The following is a 20,443-nucleotide window of genomic DNA, read 5'->3' on the forward strand; positions in this document are numbered from 1 at the left end:
CGTTATTTTGTTATGTCCTTGTTTTTATCTGTGCGCAACATTTCCTTAACTCCCGATCCATACCTCCCAGTCGGGCAGCCCATCCAGAGTAATCGTCCAGGGATGATGATATGTCTTCCGCAACTGCTCAAGCTCGGTGTATTCCCCGGAATACACGCGACGGCCGTCCTCTTCCCTAAACACGAACTCTCCGTACCAGGTGCAGTTCCACGCCCACGGCGTGCAGTCTTTAGCCATCCGATCCGGGTCGGGAACGACGCCGTTCTCCGTCAGGGCGATGATTTTATTCCTTTTTGAGTATGAGGCGGCGGACAGAAAGCGCTCCTTCTGGGACGAGTAGTCATGCTTAGGCGGATAAATATCTTCGCCAAGGATATCTACGTATTCGTCTCCCGGGTACCAACCGGCATGCTGACCGTTCCACACCCAGATCAAATGATTCAGCCCATGGTGCCGGGTCAGCCGCTCGTACATCAGCTTCCACAGGGCAATACAAGGTTCCGGCCCCTTGGCGCCCCACCAGAACCAGCCGCCCGAAGCTTCGTGCAGCGGCCTCCACAGCACGGGAACCCCCGCTTCTTGCAGCAGGGCAAGCTGCGCGGCGATGGCATCGATATCCCGAAGGATCAGCCGGTAATCTTCACTATCAGGATCGCTCATCGCCTTCGCTACATCAAAGGTCGTCGCTTCCGTATAGAATCCTCTGCCCCACGACCGGTCAGGCGGCAAATCGACAAGATCCTTCGGAGCGTTCCAATGCCAGCAAAAGGTTACGATTCCGCCCCGCTTCCACCATTCGATCGCCAGGTCCGTGTCCCGGCATTCCGCTCCTCGCTCCACTCGGGATGGCGAATAATTCATGAAGTCGAATCCGGCTACAGCCGGATATTTGCCAGTGGCTTCATGAATCATATCCAGTTCAGGTGTCGATAACACACCGATTTGTTGGCCTGTCAGCATGTAGCGGCCATAGATACTGCACAAATATTTCATCAGCCCCTGTGCTGTCCTGGAGGCCTCAGGATTAACCAATACCGGTTCGACCTGAAAGTCTAAGCCAGACGAGTTCTGCAAATATTGCCGATTGATTTCTTCCATGAGCTATCCCACTACCCCCGTTCTCTCTACACTTTCCACGAAATGTCGCTGAACGAACAAATACAGAACTATCAACGGCAGGATAGCCAGCAATATCCCCGTGTCCACGACAAGAGCCACGTAGTTCGGATCCATTTTGCCCGAAGCGCCCAATCCCGCCAAAGCAGAAAGGTATTGACCTGCGTCCGCCGGAAACGAAGCGATTTTCAGCGGCATCAAGGCGCTGTCGCTCATAAACAGCGACGTATAGAACGTGTCGTTATACTGCCACACGAAAGAGAACAAGGTCACGGTGATAAGCGGAGGGAGCGCATTCGGCAGCATAATCGTAAAGAAAGTCTTGATTCCGCCCGCCCCGTCGATGAGCGCCGCCTCCTCGATTTCCTTCGGCAGCCCTCTGAAAAACTGACGGAAAATATAAATGAACAACCCTGCCTTTAACCCTGTCCCCGTTGCGGAAGTGATCACGGACGGCCAGAAGCTGTTCAGCAAATTGACGCCATCCTTACCCGTAAACAGGTGAACAAGACCAAGCACGTCAAAGTTCCGGAAATGCAGGTACATCGGCACCATCAAGGTGCTCATCGGAATGAGAATCGTCAGCACGACGAGCCCGAACAACAGGTTGCTCCCCGGAAACTTGAACCTGGCGAACCCATAGCCGGCCAGCGCGGTCGACATCGTCGTCAGCACCATGGTGATAACCACGTAGGTCATCGTATTCAGCAGCAACGGCCAGTAATCCAGCAAATCCAGAGCCAGCTTGAAGTTATCCAGCGTGAAATGCACCGGAATCATGTAAATCGTCGGATTGTAAATATCCTCCTTCGCCTTGAAGGCGACCGAAAACTTCATCAGAATCGGGTAAACGATAATAAACATGATCCCGATGATGAGCAAAAACCGGCAAATCGACCAAAGCCCATTCAGCGTTTTATTTTTCACCCGGTTGATTCGGTTATGGGCGGCCGCGTCTGCGGGGTTCCAAATCGGTTGCATGCCTAGCGCCCCTTCCTAGTTGTGATAAAACGTCTTTCTCGATACGATATAACCCATCACGAGCAGCAATATGCTGACAATAATCGTGTACAGCCAGGCCATGGCGGCGCTTAATCCGAAGTTTTGCGTCTTGAACGCCGTTTCGTAGATCATTTTCGTTACCGGACTATCCGAGAACGAATCGATAATCGTATAAATGATGTTCGTCAAAATCAGCGGACTGACCATCGGGAATGTCACCTTCCAAAACGTCTCATAAGCCGTTGCGCCCTCGATTTTGGCTACTTCGTACATGGAGCCGGGAACCGATTGCAGCGCCGCCAGAAAGATCAGAATCTGCACGCCCGAATTGCTGATAATTTCATAAATCCGCATAACCGCTTCCACAATGTAATCGATAAAGCTGATCGGAAACCCCGCCTCGAACAAAATCATGACCATGGAACGGATATTGAACTGGGAGGATGCCTGCCCCAGTTGTTCCGCAACCTCCGCGTTGCCGACGAGATTAATGAGGCCCGAACTTTCCGCCGCCGCGACCGCACCCGAAGCAAGAATGACGGGAAGGAAGAAGATGGCACGTGCAATTCCCCGGCCCCGGAATTTTTGGTTCAGCAGTACGGCCGAGAACAGGCTGAAGAATAGGATCAACGGCACGTCCACGATCATGCCCAATATCGATTCCGTTAAAATCCGGTTGAAATTCGCATCCACGAACAACGCATCGGTAAAGTTGCTCCAGCCGACATTTTGCAACTCATACCCGCCCGGCGATACCGTCAGCTTATTGAAGCTGAAAGAGATCGATTGGGCCAGCGGCCCCGCGAACAGGAAAATAAATCCGATCAGCCAAGGCGCGATGAACAGCAGACCGAGCATGGAGCGTTTTTGCGTAAGCGTTAATTTCAGTCTCATGCCCCATCACCCCCTGCCGCAAAATGCTGAGCTTCCACCCGTACGCCGTTAATCGTTACCGCCTGATCCGTGTAGTTAATGATGACCGACGCCCCGCCTTCGTATCTCACTTCCACAACGCCCTCCCGATGCCGGATATGTTCCGCAATCGGAACGTTCCGCAAGGGACCGAGCACTTCATTGACTTCCTTATAATAGGACACCGCTTCGTCATACCAGGCTTGGTATTCCGTTGAATACATGTAATCAAAACGCGTGAACTTCAGCGTAGAAGAAGGCTCATATGACCAAAGGAAATGCGGAGAGGTCCCCAGCTCAACCGAGCTCAGCATCTGTCTGCGTACTTCCTGTTGATCCCCGAGATTCAGCGCCTCACCGGCATAATCAATAAACCCGTGAACGACCATTTGATAAAAAGGGATTTCCTCATCGCTCAAGCTGAACCGGCTGCTCGAAGCCGGAACGTCAATGACATGCTTGGCATAAGGCCAGCTGTAGGCGCTCGCGTCTGCGAACATCAGATCCGGAAAAGAGTCGCTTAGCTTCCGAAGCTGGTCGCTTACGATTGACTTGGCATCTTCACGAAATACGACCCGCTGCACCCGATAATCCGAACTGAGAACAGCGCCGAGATCCCGAAGCGACAACGCCCCGATCCCGTATTTATCGTAACTTTTCGCAAACTCGTCGACATAGTACGGAAGCTTCGCCGGCGACAGGAGGTTGTAGGTCCCGTAATACGGATCCATCCGGTTCATATTCCGGTCATACGGATACAGCTCCGCCACTTCCCGGGTTACGAAACGGGCCGCATCCGACGAAGGATTGAAATTCCCGTCATCTCGGTACACTCTTTGAAAAGCAACATCCGGATAAAGTCCGCCTCCCTGCTCCTTAAGCCGGGCTGACAGCTCCTTCAGATCAGTCACGCTTCCTAACACCCGGTCCGCCTTCGCCTTAACCGGCGGCTTGTGATGGACGCCTTTGCCGAACCAGCCCAGATAACGCATCCGTACATTGGCGATACCGTCACCCTCCAGCTGCTGCGCCATTTCCCCGGCTTCCTCAAAGCTGGTCATCGATATCACGGCATCATAAGGCACGCCGAGAGCAGATTTCTGCTTGTCGATACTTCCGAGCACATCCAAGTAGAAGGGAAGGTTAGTTCCTTCCTCCAGCGGGTTCAGCTTGTTCTGCGCGACCAGTGATTCCCGGTAAACTTGCGCCATGCCGGAATAACTTGCGTCCCCTCCAGTCAGAAACCGGTAACGAACAGCCAAATCTCCTGAATAGATCTTGTCGCTCAGCAGTTGAATCTCCTGAATCTGATCTCCGGTGTATAACTCCAGCTCATCTTCACCGCGCACGGCAAAGCTGCTGAACACATAGTTGTACGAGTTTTGCTTGCCGCTGATATCCGCCGCGATGCTCGCAATCGCATCGCCTTCTTCGATTACCGCGAACCATGCCGTATCGCCGGCCTTCATGCCGTATACCGGCATGGTGGCCTTCCGGGCGACTTGCCCCCGGCTCCAGCTGTTGTCGTTCGGGTCATCCCCGTACACCCGCTGCACGTACTGCTCTTCCTTGACCTTGCCGTTATTGAGCCGAATCAGGGCGCCGCTGCCGTCAGGCACCAGCATGTACCCCGTTTCCTTCGTTCCCGCCGCCCCGAAGAAACGGAGCAGATCGATACTGCGGATCCGGTGCTTCGCGCTTTCCGTAACCTGACCGACCGGTACCGACACGACCAGAGAGTCCCCGTCCAGCCGGTACTCCAACGGCACCGTGAAATTCGGCTTCTCAGCACCGCCGCCGGCCCCGTACCCGTTCGCCTCGTTATCCGCGGCCAGGTCTTCTTCCGTGTACCCGGCTTCTTGGAAGGCGGCCAGCATTTTTTTCAGAACGAGCGGTTTCTTCACTTGGTCGTCGAGCCGTTCCAGCAGCTCCGGATTGTCTTTCACCGGATAGTAACGGGTCTCCACGTACCTGGCGAGCGATTCCTCCAGCTTGCTCAGCACCTTTTCCTGAAGCCTTGTCTTGGTAATATATTTAGGCATGGCGTCAATCCCTAGTGAAACGTCGCCGAGCGTGTACGTCACCCGGATTCCGTTCCGTATTCCTGCCGCCGAGAAATTGTTGTTCGCCACACTCCACGGATTGCTCCAATAAGTTTCAAGCGTACCGATTTCATCGCGGAAGGAGACCGCAAACTGGGAGGCCATCACTTCCTTTTCAAAAGGGGAGGCGATGGCGTCTTCCTCACGGTCCGAAGGATTGCTATGCCAAATTTCGCCGCTTTCCCGTTCCATGACGGACACCTCGGCCGTTTGTTCGTTGTAATACAATGACAATGCCTCGTTCTGCGCGACCAAAATCATTCCCGGAACGCCTGCGGAGTCATCCTGCAGCTTGCTCAGCTCTTTCCCGGGCTCGGGCGCCTCCGCCTTTGGCCGGTAATCGGCAGGATTTACCGCCGGAGCGCCTTGGTTCCATAGCATAAATCCTCCGGCGACAGCGATAATGACGGCACAGGCGAATATTGTCAGGATCCCTTTTCGTTTGTTCATGTGCCCGCCTCCTATACCCGAAAAATAAGCTCTCTATAAATATTGAGAAGAAAATCGTAAATTTGCTGCAGCATGCTGAAAATGAGCGTTCCCAGGAAGACGATGATGCCCATGACGATTACGGTTAATACACATGTCAGCACTGTCTTGGCGGGCGTAAATTGATGAACGGTCATGATGCCGACGAACAGGAGACCGAGAAACCAGAGGACGGCAACCGTATTCAGCAAGTAGTAAAAGGATGTTTCCTCCTGTACCATAAATCGGCTTACCAGCGTCATCGGCGGGTAAATTAGAACCATCGGAACAAGCGCGTAAGAGGTCGCCATCACGATGTCCTTGAATCTTCCCTCGCCACCCATTAGCGTCGTGACCGACCAGTTGGCGATGCTCCAGAGCAGGAACGGGAACAGGACAAAAACGAGCTCGCTTATGCTGTTCAGCCGCCGAGGATCGTTGAAGTTCACCAGAAACCCGGCAAACTGCTTCTGCAAAATCATGGCGACCACAAGCAGAAACAGTATGATCATCGCCACGCGCAGCCTGCCCTTTTGTTCATATTTCATATCCCAAAACCCGTCGAACGGATGAACGATGACATGGAGAGGAAATTTAAAATCATCCCGCTTCATGGCCACTCTCCCTCCTTTGCTTCCAGTGTCTCGCTGCTTTATATACGACAAAGGCGGCTGCGGCTGCCAATAGCAGTGTCAGTACCGTGCCGAAATGCTCCTTCATCACTTCTCTGCGGTATCTTTTGTAGGCAACGGAGTAGTTTTTCCGGTCCATGCCAAGCTTGAAGTAGGCAAGGGCTTCCTTATTCTCCTTGCGCATCAGCTTAGCTTTGCCGATCCCGGTGTAAGCGATGTCATAATTCGAATTCAGTTCAAGAACCCGGTTCCAATAGTCTTCCGCTTCGGTATCCTCGCCCTGGTAATGGAGCCGGACCGCCCGGTTCACATTGGACCCGAATTCCGTCGGTACGAACACGACGATATTGCCTTTGCCCCGGTCAAGCACAAGCTGCCTTTCTCCAATATGCTCGACGGCAACCGGCGTTTTGAACATCCCGAGCTGATTGCCGAGCCCTCCGAAAATATATAGGAGATTTCCGGATTCGTCATAAGTGAACACCCGGCCTTGCGTGGAGTCGAGCGCGCTGTACATGCCGTCACCCAACACTTTGATGTCGACGAATTTGGAAGGCCCGGTCGTTCTCCGGTAATAAATATCGCCCGAAACATCGTAATAGCCATACCGCTTCAATACGTCCTCGCCGGACGGATTCAGCCGTTTGATCGGCTCCTTGGACCCAACATCGATATTGGTCGCGTATACGAAGCCTTTATGATCGATATCCTGGTTGGAGAATTCCGTCGGTACGAACAAAGCCATCTGCGCCCGCTGCGCTTTGGTGGAGACGAGCCGCCAAAAATAATCGACATAATTCCGCTTGACCTTGATCGTCCCCACGTAGCCGATGAACGTTCCTTTTTCGTCAAATTGCATGATGCCTTCATAGACACCGTTAGCTACGACAAACACCCGCTTCGCCTCGTCGACCGTCACCTTGAGCGGCTGAAACTGAAAGCCCGCCGGAAGAACATCCGACTGCGGATTTTGAATGATCCGAACAAGCTCTCCTCCCGGGCTTAAAATAACAATCCGCTTGTTGCCCGTATCCGCCACATAAATTTGTTCTTCGTGATCCGTAAAAATGCCGGAAGGATTAGAGAACCCATCCTCTGTACCTTCATTATTAAAAGAAGAAATGACCTTAACCTCCGTCCCGTCTTCACGGAACTGCACGATCCGCTGATTGCCGGTATCCAGCACATACACCGTGCCGGATTTAGAGATATGCATATCGGCCGGTTCCAGAAAATCGCCGACCCCGAGCTCCCTGCCTGTAATGTATCGTTCGGGCAGGTAGGCCGCAGGCATCGGTGTCGCTTCCTCCCAGAAGTTATAATTGTAGCTCTCGTAAGGAGCCTGGGCGGATGACCCGATGATCGGGACCGCCGGTGTACTGGCGGTTGCGGTGGACTCGGGTGCGGCAGAAGCCCGTGAAGAAGCACCCGGCATCACGGAAGTCAGTATCAGGGAGATCGCTGCGGCGCAAATAATCCATTTTTTTGCTGTCATGAACTCCCCTCCCTTAATCCTTCATGCCCGACGTAGCCATCGTTTCGATGATCCGGCTTTGCGCGAACACGAACAGGGTGATTGGAACGCTCATCAGGATGAGTGCCACCGCCGCACCCGCTCCGGCTCGGGCGATCCCGCCCAGAATAATCTGGTTGGCAGCGTAATGAAGCGATTTGAGCTGCTCGCTGTAAATGAATCCGTTTCCGTCGCTTCCCCACAGCATCTGGAACAACAGAATAATCAGGGTCAGCCACGCCGGTTTGACGTTTGGCATGACCACCGACCAAAATATGCGGTATTCGCTGGCACCGTCGATTTTGGCCGCCTCCAGCAGCGCATCCGGAATTTGCTCCATGAACTGCTTCATTAAATACAAGCCGAGCGAGAAGGCAAATGCCGGAACGATGACCGCCCAATACGTATCGATCATGCCGAGCCACGATAGGATCATGTAGTTTGGCGTCTGTGTTACGACCGGAGTAAACATAAGCGACAGCACTACGATCGTGAACAGAATCGATTTGCCGGGAAATTTATGCTTGGCCAGCGGATAGGCCGCAGCCGATGCAAGAATGACATGGCCGAGAATTCCGGCGCCGGTAATGAATACTGTATTGAAGATATAGCGGGAAAACGGGACCCAGGACTGACCCAGCAGGTTCATCAGGTCGAGAAAGTTGTTCCATGTCGGGTTGCGGACAAACAGCGTCGGAGGAAACAGAAAGATTTCATCGAGCGGCTTGAATGCGTTATTGATCGCATAAACGAGCGGGAGCGCCATGAATGCGCCGAACACCGAGAGCAGCAGGAACAGAAAGAAAGTTCCGGCAAATGAACGGTTGACCCGCTTCTTCCCCAGCCGCAATTTGAACTTGAGCGGAAACGGACGGCTCAGCGCTCTTGTGCCGGTCATTTTCGTTTCTACCTTCACGTTTACTCACCCACCTTTTGCAGAAGTTTTTGGACGATCAGGTTCGTTCCGACCATAATAATGAACAGCACGGTCGCGATCGCGGACGCAAAGCCCATTTCAAACCGGGTCGTCCCGTAGTCGATCAGGTGAGTAACAATCGTCTCGGCAGCGTAGTTGACGCTCGGGAAGCCGGCCAGCGCGATTGAAACATCGGCGACGGCAAACGAGGTCGTGAGCTGAATCACAGCGCCGAACATCAGCTGCGGCCGCATGGATGGGAGCGTAATATGCCACAGCTCCTGCCAGCGGTTGCGAATGCCGTCAACTGCGCCTGCCTCATACAGCGTTTTGTCTACCGTTTGCAGCCCGGCGATGAATGCGAGGAACCCGGTTCCCAAGCTGAGCCACAACTGGACGAGAATAATGATCGGCAAGATGTAGGCTTCCGTTTTGAGCCATTGAATCGGCTCCAGGATGAAGCCCAGCTTGATCAAAAGCCCGTTGGCGATCCCGTAACGGTCTCCCGAGAAGATCATCAGCCAAATAAAATAGACGTTGCCCGAAATGGACGGAGCGTAAAAAACCAGTGTCAGAAACGCCCTCAGCTTCGGACTAAGCTCGTTGATAATCCAGGCGAACACGAAGCAGGCCAGGTAACTGACGGGCCCTGTGATCGCCGCGAACAGAAGCGTGTTCTTCATCGCGGTTAGGAAGATGTCGTCTTCCAGAAACAGACGGGTGTAATTTTGCCATCCTACAAAACGCGGAAACTCCAACATGTTGAAATAAGTAAAGCTCAGAATAATGGATATAAGAACCGGAAGCACCGTAAACAGCATGAACAAAATCATGTAAGGCGCCAGCAGAATGTAGGAATGCTTGCTGGCTTTGATCTCGTGCCACTTCATGGCCCACCAGGTATTGTGCATCTTGCTTCCCCCCTACTTCTGCGGCTGGCCGAATTCTTCTTGCTTGTTGCGGATTTCGTCGTGGATATACTGGACGGAATCCATGATCGCTTCCCGGGGCTCGACCCCGCTGATCACCGACCTGTAAAACGCGTTAAACAGATTTCTTCCCGTGGAGTACCCGCCGGGTACTTCCGGAATGCCTTCTACCCATTTGAACTGCTCTTCCAGGTTCTTGTAATCCTCCACGGGCCAAGGCAGTTGTTCGAGCGCTTTGATGTTGGCGGTCGGATAACGGGCGGCCGCTCCCATCAGCCCTTCCATCTCCCGGCCGAAGCTCGTTTGCGTCTCGTCACTCGTCCACCATTTCAGAAATTCCCAAGCGGCTTCTTTATCCTTGGCGTTCTCCAGCATTAACACCCCGCTACCTCCCGAAGGGACCGTGCGGTCCACGCTGCCGTCTTCTTGTGCCGTTCCCGGTACCGGAGCGAAGCCCCATAACCCGCGAATTTCCGGAGCGAAGACGGACAACTGGTTATAGGTGGTGTAGTCCGCGATTCCGATCGGCATCTGCCCGGTACGGAACCGATTCGGGAAATCGTATTCCCGCTCCAGCTTGTAATCGGTGTAATATTCAGTCCATTGCTTGAAAGCTTCTATCCCTGTTTTGGAATCGAGATCCGATTCCGTGTCGTTATTCCTATAGAACTGCCCGCCGTTTTGCATCAGCAAGGTGGCATACATGGAATTAGGCGGTAATGTCGTCCACTGGTTCGGCGCCTGAGCTACGACCGGCAGACCGAAGGCCATATGGTTTTTGTTCAACACGGCCAGCAGGTTCGCGACATCGTCCCAGGTTTCCGGTACTTCGAGTCCAAGCTCGGCCAGCACATCCTTGCGGTAAAACAACATGTTGAACGTCTGCGTTTCCGGCAGCGCATATACCCCGCCGCGATATTCATAAGGTACGATCGCGCTTTCCCGGAAGCGGGCGGCCACTTCGTCGTAACCGCTTAGCTGCGTCAGGTCGGCTGCCGCGTTCCGCATCGCGAAATTGACGGGCAGGTCATTGCCGATTTGCATCGCGACGTCAGGCCCTTGACCGGCCAGCGTCGCCGGCAGAATCGTTCCCATATTGACCAGCTTCAAATTGACATTAATCCCAGTCTCCGGCGTGAACGTTTCATCAATCATCGCTTTAATCGCATTCGCCTGGTCCCGGCCGCTGCCGATCCATACCGTTACCGACCTTTGATCTTTCTTGGCCGACACGTTGCCGATTTGGTTGTAATCAATGAAGAACGATGCGCCGAAGGTTGATAATTCATGGACGATTTTGTCCCCTGCGCTCATTCCGCCGCCCGGCAGTTTCTTTCCCGGCGACGCAATGTAAATTTCGTCGATTTCCAGCGGCTGCTCCCTTGCTTGCTGCAACCAGGTGCCTAAGCCCCCGGTATTTGTTTTGTAAGCCGCCAGTCTCCGCGGTATCGTATCCGGGTCCTTCACCATCTCATCCAATTGCACCGCCATCGTATTTAGCAAGGCTTCCTGATCGCTCGACTGTCCGGACAACTCCACCAGCCTGTCGGCAATCGCGCGCAGCCGTTCGCTTTCCGCCTGAAACAGCTCCAGCAGTTCGGGAATTCGCTGTTCTACGCGATAATCGCGGAATTCGTCCGGTTTGGTGCCGGTAATCATCAATATTTTGCGGTACATCGCATTCAGATTAAGCAAGCTGTCTTCGACCTGCTGGATCAAAGGAGCAAATTCTCCCAAGCTCACTTCCATACGCAGCACGTGCTTGCCCTCTTCCAGCTTGAACAAATACGGATCGTCCCCGCCCATGACATCGATGCGGTAGCCGCTCTTATAACGAAACGGCGCCCGGTTCATCTCCTCGAACGGTACTTGTCCGTCTATGGTCAGCTTTCGTGTCGAGTAAATCCCGCGCACGAAATTTTGTTGGGTGCGGAATCCGATGTGGTACAGCCCCGTTTCAGGAACGTCGATCTCCCACTCGATCCATTGCCCGGGCAACCGCCAGTTATAGCCGCCGATCGTATTAATCCGGACCTTTGACGAATTGTAAGGGCTTACACTCGGGCTTGAACGTTCGCTTAACGGATACAGGGTCGGAGAGGATTTCGCCGTCGCGGCTTCCCCCTGAACGATCACCAGCTGTCCTTCGGTTTCTTTTAATCCTTCCGCTTGGTACTGCTGCAACACCTGTTCATACGGGAGTGCCTCCGCATATCTGAACAGCTTTAAGCTGCGAATAACCATCGGCTCCCGGGATGCGGACAGCGTCAACGTATGCTCTCCCTTTTCTAAATAAAACTGCAGCGGCTCCGTAATAAAACCGTCGGAATCCTCCAGAAGAACTTCCCGCCAACCCGGCCGTTCTGCCTGTTTCGGTCTGAGATCGTTGCCCTGATTATCCTGTTCGATCTCCGCCTTCTCGTTGTCCCAGATCCGGTCAAATTGCAGGTAACCCGCTTCTTCAAACGGGATGCCGCCGTCGATTTTCAGCTGCCGTTCGATGGAGGAGCTTTTGCCTTCGACCGGATAGTAAAGCAGGGACAAATTATAGAGGCCTCCCTCAGGGATGTTCACCTTCCATTCAAGTTCGCCCTGTTCCCCGGTATATACCGAAATCCCCTTGTTTCCTTCGTAGTCCTGGAGCTTCTTGACTTCCGCTCCATCCTCGCGGGAATAGTCCGCAGCTTCGATGACTATTTCATAATCGGGACGAGACTTACCTTCGAACCCGGCTAAATACTCACCATACGAAGGTTCGGCCGTACTCCCCTTCACCCCGGCGGCCAGCTTGACCACAGGGAGCTCTGATCCCATTTCCCTGTTACCCTTTGAGGCGGACCCGCCGCCAAAACTGCCGGAGAACCATAAGATCAGCACCACGGCGGCAACAGCGATGAGCATCCAGCCCCATCTTGTTCTCCATTTCCGTATCCCAGTCAATGTCCATCCTCCTCGCACAACCCGTGTGAACAAGAAGGGGACGCGATTAATCATTACGTCCCCTTCTTGCCTGTCTATTCAGCTAGCCGACGCGAACCGTTTATTTACCGAGTTTATCGACGGATGCCTGCGCCTGCTGCTTGTATTTTTCGGCTGTAGCGGTGACGGATTGGTTGTTCACGATAATGTCTTCCACAAAAGTATTCGTTGGATAATCCGGATAGGCTTCGTCCAAGGTAATGACGCCTGTTCCCTTAATGTGCTGGAGAATCATATCGATGTCTTCCTGATTGCCGTACATGCTTTCCAGATAATCCTGCCCCGGATATTCCTCGGTCGGCGGGAAATCGAACGTTTCTTCATAAGCCTGGTATACGGCGGCCGCATCCTTCACGCCTTTAGGGATGAATTTGGCGGATGCTGATGTATTCGCATAGGTTTGTTCCGATGATCCTTGCGGCCCGTTCGGGAAAGGTACGATCCCGATGTCGAAGGTCAAGTCGCCGAGCATCCATTCCGCTGCAGGGAACATCGCCACATTGCCGTCTTTAAACGTGTTTGTTTCTTCCCAATTTGTTTTATTGCCTGTTTTAACCCGAACGACTTTGTCGACATTATATAAACGGTTCACGAATTCCGCAGCTTCAATGGTACGCGGATCGGACAACATTTCTTTTGCGTTTTGGGAATCCACGGTCACTCCGCCGTTGGCCGCCGTAAAATGCTTCACAGCGTCAATGGCCCACCCGGAAAATCCCCAAACATCGGTTTTTCCGTCATTGTCCGTATCCTTGGTTGCCTGTTTGGCGATTTCCAAAAATTTATCCCAGTTCCATTCTCCTTTACTGTAGATCTCCTGAAGATCCGGAAGGCCCAGCTTTTTGAACAATTCCCGGTTATAGTGGATCCCGGCCCAAGGGAGATCGGATTGTCGAAAGCATACTCTCCGCCTGCGATCGCAGGGTATTTCGTCTGCAGATTGCCCTCGTTGTTTATATTGTTTTTGTCTGTCGTAAACTCGCTGATCTGAAGGAGCTGCCCTTTCAAAATGGCAGGCAATGCCGATTTATATTCCATTTGTACGATATCGGCGAACGGCTCACCGGCCAGAACGCTCGTCGTAAATTTGTTCATGTATTCCTCAAACGGAATGTTCACGAATTCAAATTTGCAGTTATATTTTTTTTCGACCTCGGCAATTTTTTCAAGGCGCGCTTTGTCGCCCGCAGTTGCGCCGGCTGGCTTTAAATCCCACCATGCCGCAACCTTAATGATTCGTCCGCCCAAATCGACCGGAGGCTCCTCCGACGGTTCAGGCTCGGCCGTATTCTGCGGAGTCGTGTTGGTTGATTCGGGAGACGGCGCCGGCTGACTCTGTGACGTATTATTGCCGCCGCCGCAAGCGGAAAGCAGAAAAACAAAGCAGAACAACAGCAAAGAAAGCCCTTTCAATTTCTTCATTGTGAAAACCTCCCATTTGTTCTATAGATTCTACCTTCATGAAACCCCTCTTACATTTCAAACCAAACGAATAACAAAAATAACATAATAAAAACAAGTTATTGATAATCACCTCATTTTGTTATTGCCGTTTGGAAAATAATATACAACCAACCAACTAATTCGTCAATAAATAATTATGATAACAGAAGCGGTTTTATGCTAACATGTCCGTGAGAATAAAAAGAAAGCCCCAACGACAACATGTCGTTAGGGCTTTCTTCTATTTTAGTTTTGCTTATATTTCTTGATCTTTGTTAAATACGGAATTATCTTTTAAAATAACTTCTCCCTGGATGAGCAGCTTCTCGAAATTAGATTGAGGATTGGCCATTCGCCATAAAAGCTTGTCTACTGCACGCATGCCGAGAAGCTCTTTGCTGACATCCACGGTAGCTAGCAGCGGCAACGATTCGTCGGTGTTGTCGAATCCGGTGATCTGCACCTGGCCGGGAACATCAATTCCCAGCTTTTGTAGTGCTTCCATGACGAATAGAGCTGTCGTGTCATTCGTGCAGACAAACACCTCGGGCAATTCATAGGATGCCACGACTTTGGGGATCGCTTCGTGAATATGGGCGATTTCCGGACCGATCAGTTCGGGAATCTGCTCCTGTTTCAGCTTGTGATCCTCCAGCACCGACTTGAATCCGATCCAGCGTTCGTAGAAGCTTTGAGCATATCCTATCAGTCCTACAAACTGGAAGTTTTTATATCCTTTGCTGACCAGCTTGACCATCATTTCTCTCATACAGTGAAAATTATCCGCAAACACGGCATCCGCCTGAAAGGCCGGATCCTGATGATCCACCATAACTACGGGAATTTCCAGCTTTTTGATGTCTAGCAAAATCTGTGTCGATACGGCTCCGATCGTGACGATGCCGCCGATAGCCTTCGGGTTGAGCAAGGAAAACATATGCTCGCCGGAAGGCTCCGTGAGCGTAAGAATGTCCGCCCCTCTCTGATTCAGTCGCGCGGAGATTCCGTTAAAAACCGGTCCCCAATAAAGTGAATCCGCGTCCTGGTAGCGGACATTGGGAAACAGCACAAGAATAGCGCCGGAATGAGCTTCTCCTTCCGTGTAGGTTGGAGAGCTTTGGAGCATGGCCGATTTGCCTGTATCCTTAAAGTATCCAAGCTGTCCCGCGGCCTTCAAAATCATCTCTCTCGTCTGGGTGCTGACTCCCGACTTCCCCGAGAGAGCGCGTGAAACGGCAAACTTGGAAACACCGGAAAAATCTGCGATTTCTTGTATAGTTACTTTTTTCATAATATCAACCTACTTGACGGCATATTTATTCACCAACTGCAAGCCTGTTAGCTTTCGTTAGGTTGATTCCATAATAACATGGATGGAACATAAAGCAAAATACAGATTTCACAATGTTTCTATCAGTTTCCCGCACTCTCATACCGCCGCAGGCCGATTCGCAGAATCAGCAAGGCCAGACCGACGAAATAGGCCGCTACCAGCGGACTGAACCAGCCCCAATAGCTCCAAGGCTCCTTACCGAACATGGCGGCCGCCGGAAAGAAACTGACGAATGCAAACGGCACGATGATCGAAATAAAGAGCTGCAGGCCCAGCGAGAAAATCGTGATCGGATATTTGGCGAACTCGCCCAAATTATGGACCATGATCGGGAAGGCGTTCCCGCTGCTGCGGATCCAGAAGGCGGAGCAGTTCGCCGCCAGATTGATAGCCACCCGGATCGTCATCGCGGAAGCAAACAGCAAAACGGCCATAACGATGGTCTGAAGGTTCCAGGCGATGTCGATATGGGACAAAGAAATAGCGATAATGCTTCCGCCGATTAGAATATTTCCTAATCCGTTCATGCCGATCCCCGTACAAAAAATTTGCAGCACGATCGGAACCGGCCGCACCAGATAACGGTCCAGTTCGCCCATATTGACCAGCCGGAGCATCCGCCAGGTCCCCTCGAAGAATAGAGAGCCTACCCCCTCCGACACATAAATGGCGGCATACATAAAAGCAACCTCCCAAAGTCCCCAGCCTTGAATATCCGGAATTCGGGAGAATACGACCCACAGGAACAAAAACCCCGTAATCTGGGTCATCGCCGCGGCACCGATCATGATATAGAAATCGGCGGAGTATTCCATCATCGCTTTTAACTGCTGGCTGTACAAACGCCAGTATAGATACAAAATTCGCCAGGGCGAATTTTTCACCCGTATATTACTCTCCATTCCGTTACCCCCCATGAATCGTAATTTGTCGGACGGCCCGGGACCACATCCATTTGCCGAGCAGCCAGAGCAGAACGATCCATACCCATTGGATAGCGATCAGTTGAAGCGCATCGGTTCCCGCCGTCATACCGAGGCCGATGGTGACTGGCGTATTGACGATACCTTGGAACGGCAGCACCATGGCGGTCGATTGCAGCCAACCCGGGAAAAACGCCAGCGGCACAAGCGCTCCCGACAGCAGGTTCGTAATGGATGTCCTAGCCCAGTATATGCCGAAGCTGCTCGTAGTCCAGAAGCAAAGCAGGGCCGACAAGTAAACGATGCTGAACTTTAACAGAATCGAGGACACGATGCTGAACGCGAACAACAGAAGGGTGCCTGCATCGTGCGGCAAGGAAATACCGAACGTGAAAATCGCCGCAAGCCCGATCAAAATGCAACTGAGCAATCCCTCCAACACGCAGGAACCAAGCGTTTCTGCGAGACGGGCTTTCTGGAACTGGATCGGACGCAGCAGGTCCATCATGACGCTGCCGTCGATGATTTTGCTCGTAATGCTGGATTCCGAGTAATAAGAAAGCATGGAATTGACGAAAAAGGTTACCAGCAGGTAGGCCTGCATCTGACTCCAAGTGAAGCCGGAAAGCTGGTCCTGACCCGTGTAAATGGCTTGCCAAAGACAATACATGGCGATCAGCCCGATAAAGCTAGCGAGAAAATTCAGTATAAATGAGAGCCGGTAAGCAAGCGTGTTCTGCATGGAGCAACGCGCCAAAGAAACATATTTTTTGAAGGCCGGTGCGATCAATCAAGCACTCCCCTTCCCCGCTGCGGACAGGGCGGCTGAATCCAGTTTGCCGTCGTAGACGCGGCGGATGATCTCTTCGATGCTCGGTTCGTCAATGCGGAAATCGACCACTTCTCCGCGGCTCATCACCCGCTTGACGATATCGCTTGCCGTGCAGCGGAAGCGGTCGAAACGGATGGATAAATCCGTATCCGAACTAGCTTCCAGCGAATCTCCGGACCGTTTCACCTGGATTTCCGGCAACCCGCGGAACAACTCTTCCGCATCCGGGATCGGCGAACTTAATTGCATATGTATTGTCCGTTCTCTGGCAAACTCGTCCTTGACCTCCTGAAGCTTGCCGTCATAAATGATCCGGCCCTGATCGATAATGACCAGCCGCTCGCACAGATCCTCGATATCCCCGAGATCATGCGTGGTCAGCAGCATCGTCGTCCCCTTGCTCCGGTTCATTTCCTTGATAAAATCGCGGATCCGGTGCTTTACCGCAACGTCCAGCCCGATCGTAGGCTCGTCAAGGTAGACGATCTTCGGATCGTGCAGCAGCGCTGCGGCCAGGTCGGCCCGCATGCGTTGCCCGAGCGAGAGTTTCCGGGCCGATAAATGCAGGAACGAATCCATGCCTAGCAGTTCCGTGAAGACATCCAAGTTTTTCTTGAACCGGTCCGTCGGCACCTGATAAATATCTCTTAGCAAGCTGAGCGATTCCCGGACCGGGATATCCCACCATAACTGCGTCCGCTGGCCAAATACTGCACCGATCCGCTGGGCGTTCTCCATCCTCTGCTTGTAAGGAACCCGTCCGTCAACGATGATCTCTCCGCCGGAAGGTACCAATACCCCGCTCAGCATTTTAATCGTTGTCGATTTTCCCGCTCCGTTCGGGCCGACGTACGCTACCGTCTCCCCTTCCTCGATCTTCAGGTCAATCCCTTCCACCGCATACTTGTCTCTATAACGCTGGGTAAATAAATGTTTTACCGCGCCGGCCAATCCGGGATCTTTTACCGCCTGGCGGAACACTTTTTGCAGTCCCTTTGTCTCGATTAAGCTCAAGGCTGTCCACTTCCTCCCCGTATGAATTTTCTTAATCTAAATAACTATATAGCAAAATATTCCTGCTTCCTACCCCATTAATTAGGAAATCTATCACTAGATTTCTTAGAATATGAAATCGGCATGAATTAGACAAAAATTGCACTTCCCGCTATGATGTGGGGAAAACCCGCAGTAAGGGAGCCGCCTTATGAAAACTTTTTATCAGAACTGGAAACTCGATCAGGAGCTGCCTATGGTGATCCATCAAAGCATCGATCTCTCCTTTTATCCCCATTTTCATGCCGAGGTCGAATTCGTTTACGTGGAGTCGGGCAGCATTCTGGTTGGAGCAAATGAGGACAAGCGCCTGTTGAAGCAGGGCGATATGGCTATTTTCGGCAGCAACGACATTCATTACTTTGATAGCAAGGATCTTGCCTCCAACATGATCGTCGTCATTTTTCACCCGGAGCTGGTCGGAAAATCCGTGAGTTGGCCCGGCGATTTTCGTTTTGAATCTCCCTTTATTCCCGCCGATCAGCCCGGATTGCAAACGGTAAAGGCGATACTGAACCGTATTCTGCGAGAAAAAAAGGAAGCCAAGCCCGGGCACCGGCTGCTCATACAAGCGAGCTTGCTGGAACTGTGCGCCATAATGCAAAGACACCTGCCTGTTCATGCCCTGGAGCGGGAATCGCAAGAACGGATCGCCACCAGGAAAATAAGAATTCAACGGATATTGTCGTTCATTGAAGAGCATTATCAAGAGGATCTTTCTGTCGAAGCGATGTGCGTCCAGTTCGGAATGGAGCCGTCCTATTTTTGTCGCATGTTCAAAAAATCGATCGGTATGAACTTCAGAACCTACCTCAATACGATTCGCGTGCTAAATGCTACGAGACGGCTGGAAATCAGTGATGCCAGCATTACGGACATCGCATTGGACTGCGGTTTTGGCAGCGTCCGCACCTTTAACCGGGTATATCGGGAGCTTCAAGGCTGCCCGCCTTCCGAGGTTCGCAGAAGAAAGAATTAGTTGATCTCTGAGATAAAAAGTGCATTTTTTGACTATATAACGGCATAAACTGGCGAGAGATTTCGCTGGCTTCTTTCTATAATGGACTTACATTCATCATTTCAAATTTGAAATCTTTGATGGAGGGATTCTATGAAGCAACTACGCATCGGAATGGTCGGTTATAAGTTTATGGGAAAAGCCCACAGCAATGCCTATCGCACGCTGCCCATGTTTTTTCCTGAAGCCGTGAAGCCCGAAATGTCGGTGCTGTGCGGCAGAGACGAGAAAGCCGTCAGTCTTGCGGCCGAGCAATTGGGCTGGAGAGAATACGTCACGGACTGGAAGGAGCTTGTTGCCCGGGACGACATCGACCTGATCGACATCAATGCGCCAAGCGACGTCCACAAAGAGATCGCACTGGCTGCGGCCAAGGCGGGAAAGCACATTTTTTGTGAAAAACCGTTAGCGCTTACATTAGGCGATTCCCGTGAAATGCTGCAGGCGGCTGAGGCGGCTGGCGTGCGTCATATGGTCGGGTTTAACTACCGGTTTTCACCGGCGGTCCAGTTGGTCAAAAAGCTGGTCGAAAGCGGCCGCTTGGGGCAAATCTATCATTTCAGAGCCTGGTTCCTCCAGGACTGGATTCTGGATCCGGAATTCCCGCTTGTATGGCGGCTGCAAAAAGAGATCGCAGGTTCCGGTTCACACGGCGACCTTGGAGCGCATCTTATCGATCTTGCCCACTATCTCGTCGGCGACATTCGCGAGGTGATCGGCATGAGCGAGACCTTTATTAAGGAACGGCCGCTGGCCGACGAGATGACCGGACTCAGCGCCAAGGGCGGCAAGGGTAAAGACGCCCCCAAAGGTCCGGTAACGGTAGACGATGCCACCCTGTTCCTGGCCCGGTTCGAGAACGGGGCGCTCGGCAGCTTCGAAGCGACGAGGTTTGCCGCCGGACATCGCTCGACCAATTCGTTCGAGATCAACGGAAGCCTCGGCAGCGTCAAGTTCGATTTCGAACGGATGAATGAGCTCGAAGTCTATTTCACCTCGGACGACGAAGACGTGCAGGGATTCCGGCGCGTTCTGGCTACAGATCCTGCACATGCCTATGCGGAGGCCTGGTGGCCGCCGGGACATACGATCGGTTTTGAGCACACCTTTATCCACGAGGTGCTGGAACTCGGAGCAGCGATATCGGAAGGCCGCCAGCCTGAACCGAATTTCCGCGATGGCGTGAAATGTCAGGCCGTGCTGGAGGCGGTGGAACGCTCGGTGAGCGAACGCCGGTGGGTGGACTTATCAGAGATGGAATAAGAATGAAAT

16 protein-coding genes and 1 pseudogene are annotated in these 20,443 nt (G+C 52.4%); 2 read left to right on the top strand and 15 right to left on the bottom strand.

Annotated elements, in window-relative coordinates; translation table 11 throughout:
* Nucleotides 1-45: 45 nt before the first annotated feature.
* The 15 genes and pseudogenes from KJS57_RS21865 to KJS57_RS21930 all read right to left on the bottom strand — a co-directional run bounded on the left by KJS57_RS21865 (nt 46) and on the right by KJS57_RS21930 (nt 18,114).
* Nucleotides 46-1,098, bottom strand: a complete 1,053-nt coding sequence (locus KJS57_RS21865) for a glycosyl hydrolase (protein ID WP_213656355.1) — start codon at nt 1,096-1,098, stop codon at nt 46-48.
* A 3-nt stretch (nt 1,099-1,101) separates the two neighbouring features.
* Nucleotides 1,102-2,097: a carbohydrate ABC transporter permease gene (locus KJS57_RS21870; RefSeq protein WP_213656356.1), complete on the bottom strand. Its 996-nt coding sequence runs from the start codon at nt 2,095-2,097 to the stop codon at nt 1,102-1,104.
* Between the two features lie 15 nt (nt 2,098-2,112).
* Nucleotides 2,113-3,012, bottom strand: coding sequence for a carbohydrate ABC transporter permease (locus tag KJS57_RS21875; RefSeq protein WP_211019923.1), 900 nt, complete (start codon nt 3,010-3,012; stop codon nt 2,113-2,115).
* Nucleotides 3,009-5,582, bottom strand: a complete 2,574-nt coding sequence (locus tag KJS57_RS21880; RefSeq protein WP_213656357.1) for a DUF5696 domain-containing protein — start codon at nt 5,580-5,582, stop codon at nt 3,009-3,011. The genes KJS57_RS21875 and KJS57_RS21880 overlap by 4 nt, the downstream gene beginning before the upstream one ends.
* A gap of 11 nt (nt 5,583-5,593) precedes the next feature.
* The gene (locus KJS57_RS21885) at nt 5,594-6,214 is read right to left on the bottom strand and encodes a Yip1 family protein (RefSeq protein ID WP_211019925.1); all 621 of its coding nucleotides are present in this window, start codon (nt 6,212-6,214) and stop codon (nt 5,594-5,596) included.
* Nucleotides 6,201-7,727 (bottom strand): NHL repeat-containing protein, encoded by a 1,527-nt coding sequence (locus KJS57_RS21890; protein WP_211019926.1) that lies wholly within the window; start codon nt 7,725-7,727, stop codon nt 6,201-6,203. The genes KJS57_RS21885 and KJS57_RS21890 overlap by 14 nt, the downstream gene beginning before the upstream one ends.
* 13 nt (nt 7,728-7,740) lie before the next feature.
* Nucleotides 7,741-8,643: a carbohydrate ABC transporter permease gene (locus KJS57_RS21895; protein ID WP_211020235.1), complete on the bottom strand. Its 903-nt coding sequence runs from the start codon at nt 8,641-8,643 to the stop codon at nt 7,741-7,743.
* 20 nt (nt 8,644-8,663) lie between these two features.
* The gene (locus KJS57_RS21900; protein WP_211019927.1) at nt 8,664-9,572 is read right to left on the bottom strand and encodes a carbohydrate ABC transporter permease; all 909 of its coding nucleotides are present in this window, start codon (nt 9,570-9,572) and stop codon (nt 8,664-8,666) included.
* Nucleotides 9,573-9,584: 12 nt separating this feature from the next.
* Nucleotides 9,585-12,491 (bottom strand): extracellular solute-binding protein, encoded by a 2,907-nt coding sequence (locus KJS57_RS21905; RefSeq protein WP_244861667.1) that lies wholly within the window; start codon nt 12,489-12,491, stop codon nt 9,585-9,587.
* A gap of 139 nt (nt 12,492-12,630) precedes the next feature.
* The gene (locus KJS57_RS26635; RefSeq protein WP_280520399.1) at nt 12,631-13,419 is read right to left on the bottom strand and encodes an extracellular solute-binding protein; all 789 of its coding nucleotides are present in this window, start codon (nt 13,417-13,419) and stop codon (nt 12,631-12,633) included.
* Nucleotides 13,420-13,586: 167 nt separating this feature from the next.
* A pseudogene (locus tag KJS57_RS26640) lies at nt 13,587-13,991 on the bottom strand (ABC transporter substrate-binding protein); the annotation flags it as partial.
* A 277-nt stretch (nt 13,992-14,268) separates the two neighbouring features.
* Nucleotides 14,269-15,303 carry a LacI family DNA-binding transcriptional regulator gene (locus tag KJS57_RS21915; RefSeq protein ID WP_306434262.1) on the bottom strand — a complete coding sequence of 345 codons (1,035 nt, stop codon included), beginning with the start codon at nt 15,301-15,303 and terminating at the stop codon, nt 14,269-14,271.
* A 122-nt stretch (nt 15,304-15,425) separates the two neighbouring features.
* Nucleotides 15,426-16,247 carry an ABC transporter permease gene (locus KJS57_RS21920; RefSeq protein WP_244861664.1) on the bottom strand — a complete coding sequence of 274 codons (822 nt, stop codon included), beginning with the start codon at nt 16,245-16,247 and terminating at the stop codon, nt 15,426-15,428.
* Nucleotides 16,248-16,251: 4 nt separating this feature from the next.
* Nucleotides 16,252-17,058, bottom strand: a complete 807-nt coding sequence (locus KJS57_RS21925; protein WP_244861665.1) for an ABC transporter permease — start codon at nt 17,056-17,058, stop codon at nt 16,252-16,254.
* Nucleotides 17,059-18,114 (bottom strand): ABC transporter ATP-binding protein, encoded by a 1,056-nt coding sequence (locus tag KJS57_RS21930; RefSeq protein WP_213656359.1) that lies wholly within the window; start codon nt 18,112-18,114, stop codon nt 17,059-17,061.
* 190 nt (nt 18,115-18,304) lie between these two features.
* On the opposite strand from KJS57_RS21930, the gene KJS57_RS21935 reads away from it, so the two are divergent.
* Together KJS57_RS21935 and KJS57_RS21940 are read left to right on the top strand one after the other, a co-directional pair.
* Nucleotides 18,305-19,132: an AraC family transcriptional regulator gene (locus tag KJS57_RS21935; protein ID WP_213656360.1), complete on the top strand. Its 828-nt coding sequence runs from the start codon at nt 18,305-18,307 to the stop codon at nt 19,130-19,132.
* A 132-nt stretch (nt 19,133-19,264) separates the two neighbouring features.
* Nucleotides 19,265-20,434 (top strand): Gfo/Idh/MocA family protein, encoded by a 1,170-nt coding sequence (locus KJS57_RS21940; protein ID WP_213656361.1) that lies wholly within the window; start codon nt 19,265-19,267, stop codon nt 20,432-20,434.
* Nucleotides 20,435-20,443 lie beyond the last annotated feature (9 nt).

Source organism: Paenibacillus vini (assembly GCF_018403325.1).
Lineage (GTDB): Bacteria > Bacillota > Bacilli > Paenibacillales > Paenibacillaceae > Fontibacillus > Fontibacillus vini.

Bases quoted from the DNA above. Each gene is read 5' to 3' on its own strand.
- KJS57_RS21865 (WP_213656355.1), bottom strand. From the start codon at position 1,098: ATGGAAGAAATCAATCGGCAATATTTGCAGAACTCGTCTGGCTTAGAC.
- KJS57_RS21870 (WP_213656356.1), bottom strand. From the start codon at position 2,097: ATGCAACCGATTTGGAACCCCGCAGACGCGGCCGCCCATAACCGAATC.
- KJS57_RS21875 (WP_211019923.1), bottom strand. From the start codon at position 3,012: ATGAGACTGAAATTAACGCTTACGCAAAAACGCTCCATGCTCGGTCTG.
- KJS57_RS21880 (WP_213656357.1), bottom strand. From the start codon at position 5,582: ATGAACAAACGAAAAGGGATCCTGACAATATTCGCCTGTGCCGTCATT.
- KJS57_RS21885 (WP_211019925.1), bottom strand. From the start codon at position 6,214: ATGAAGCGGGATGATTTTAAATTTCCTCTCCATGTCATCGTTCATCCG.
- KJS57_RS21890 (WP_211019926.1), bottom strand. From the start codon at position 7,727: ATGACAGCAAAAAAATGGATTATTTGCGCCGCAGCGATCTCCCTGATA.
- KJS57_RS21895 (WP_211020235.1), bottom strand. From the start codon at position 8,643: ATGACCGGCACAAGAGCGCTGAGCCGTCCGTTTCCGCTCAAGTTCAAA.
- KJS57_RS21900 (WP_211019927.1), bottom strand. From the start codon at position 9,572: ATGCACAATACCTGGTGGGCCATGAAGTGGCACGAGATCAAAGCCAGC.
- KJS57_RS21905 (WP_244861667.1), bottom strand. From the start codon at position 12,491: ATGCTCATCGCTGTTGCCGCCGTGGTGCTGATCTTATGGTTCTCCGGC.
- KJS57_RS21915 (WP_306434262.1), bottom strand. From the start codon at position 15,303: ATGAAAAAAGTAACTATACAAGAAATCGCAGATTTTTCCGGTGTTTCC.
- KJS57_RS21920 (WP_244861664.1), bottom strand. From the start codon at position 16,247: ATGGAGAGTAATATACGGGTGAAAAATTCGCCCTGGCGAATTTTGTAT.
- KJS57_RS21935 (WP_213656360.1), top strand. From the start codon at position 18,305: ATGAAAACTTTTTATCAGAACTGGAAACTCGATCAGGAGCTGCCTATG.
- KJS57_RS21940 (WP_213656361.1), top strand. From the start codon at position 19,265: ATGAAGCAACTACGCATCGGAATGGTCGGTTATAAGTTTATGGGAAAA.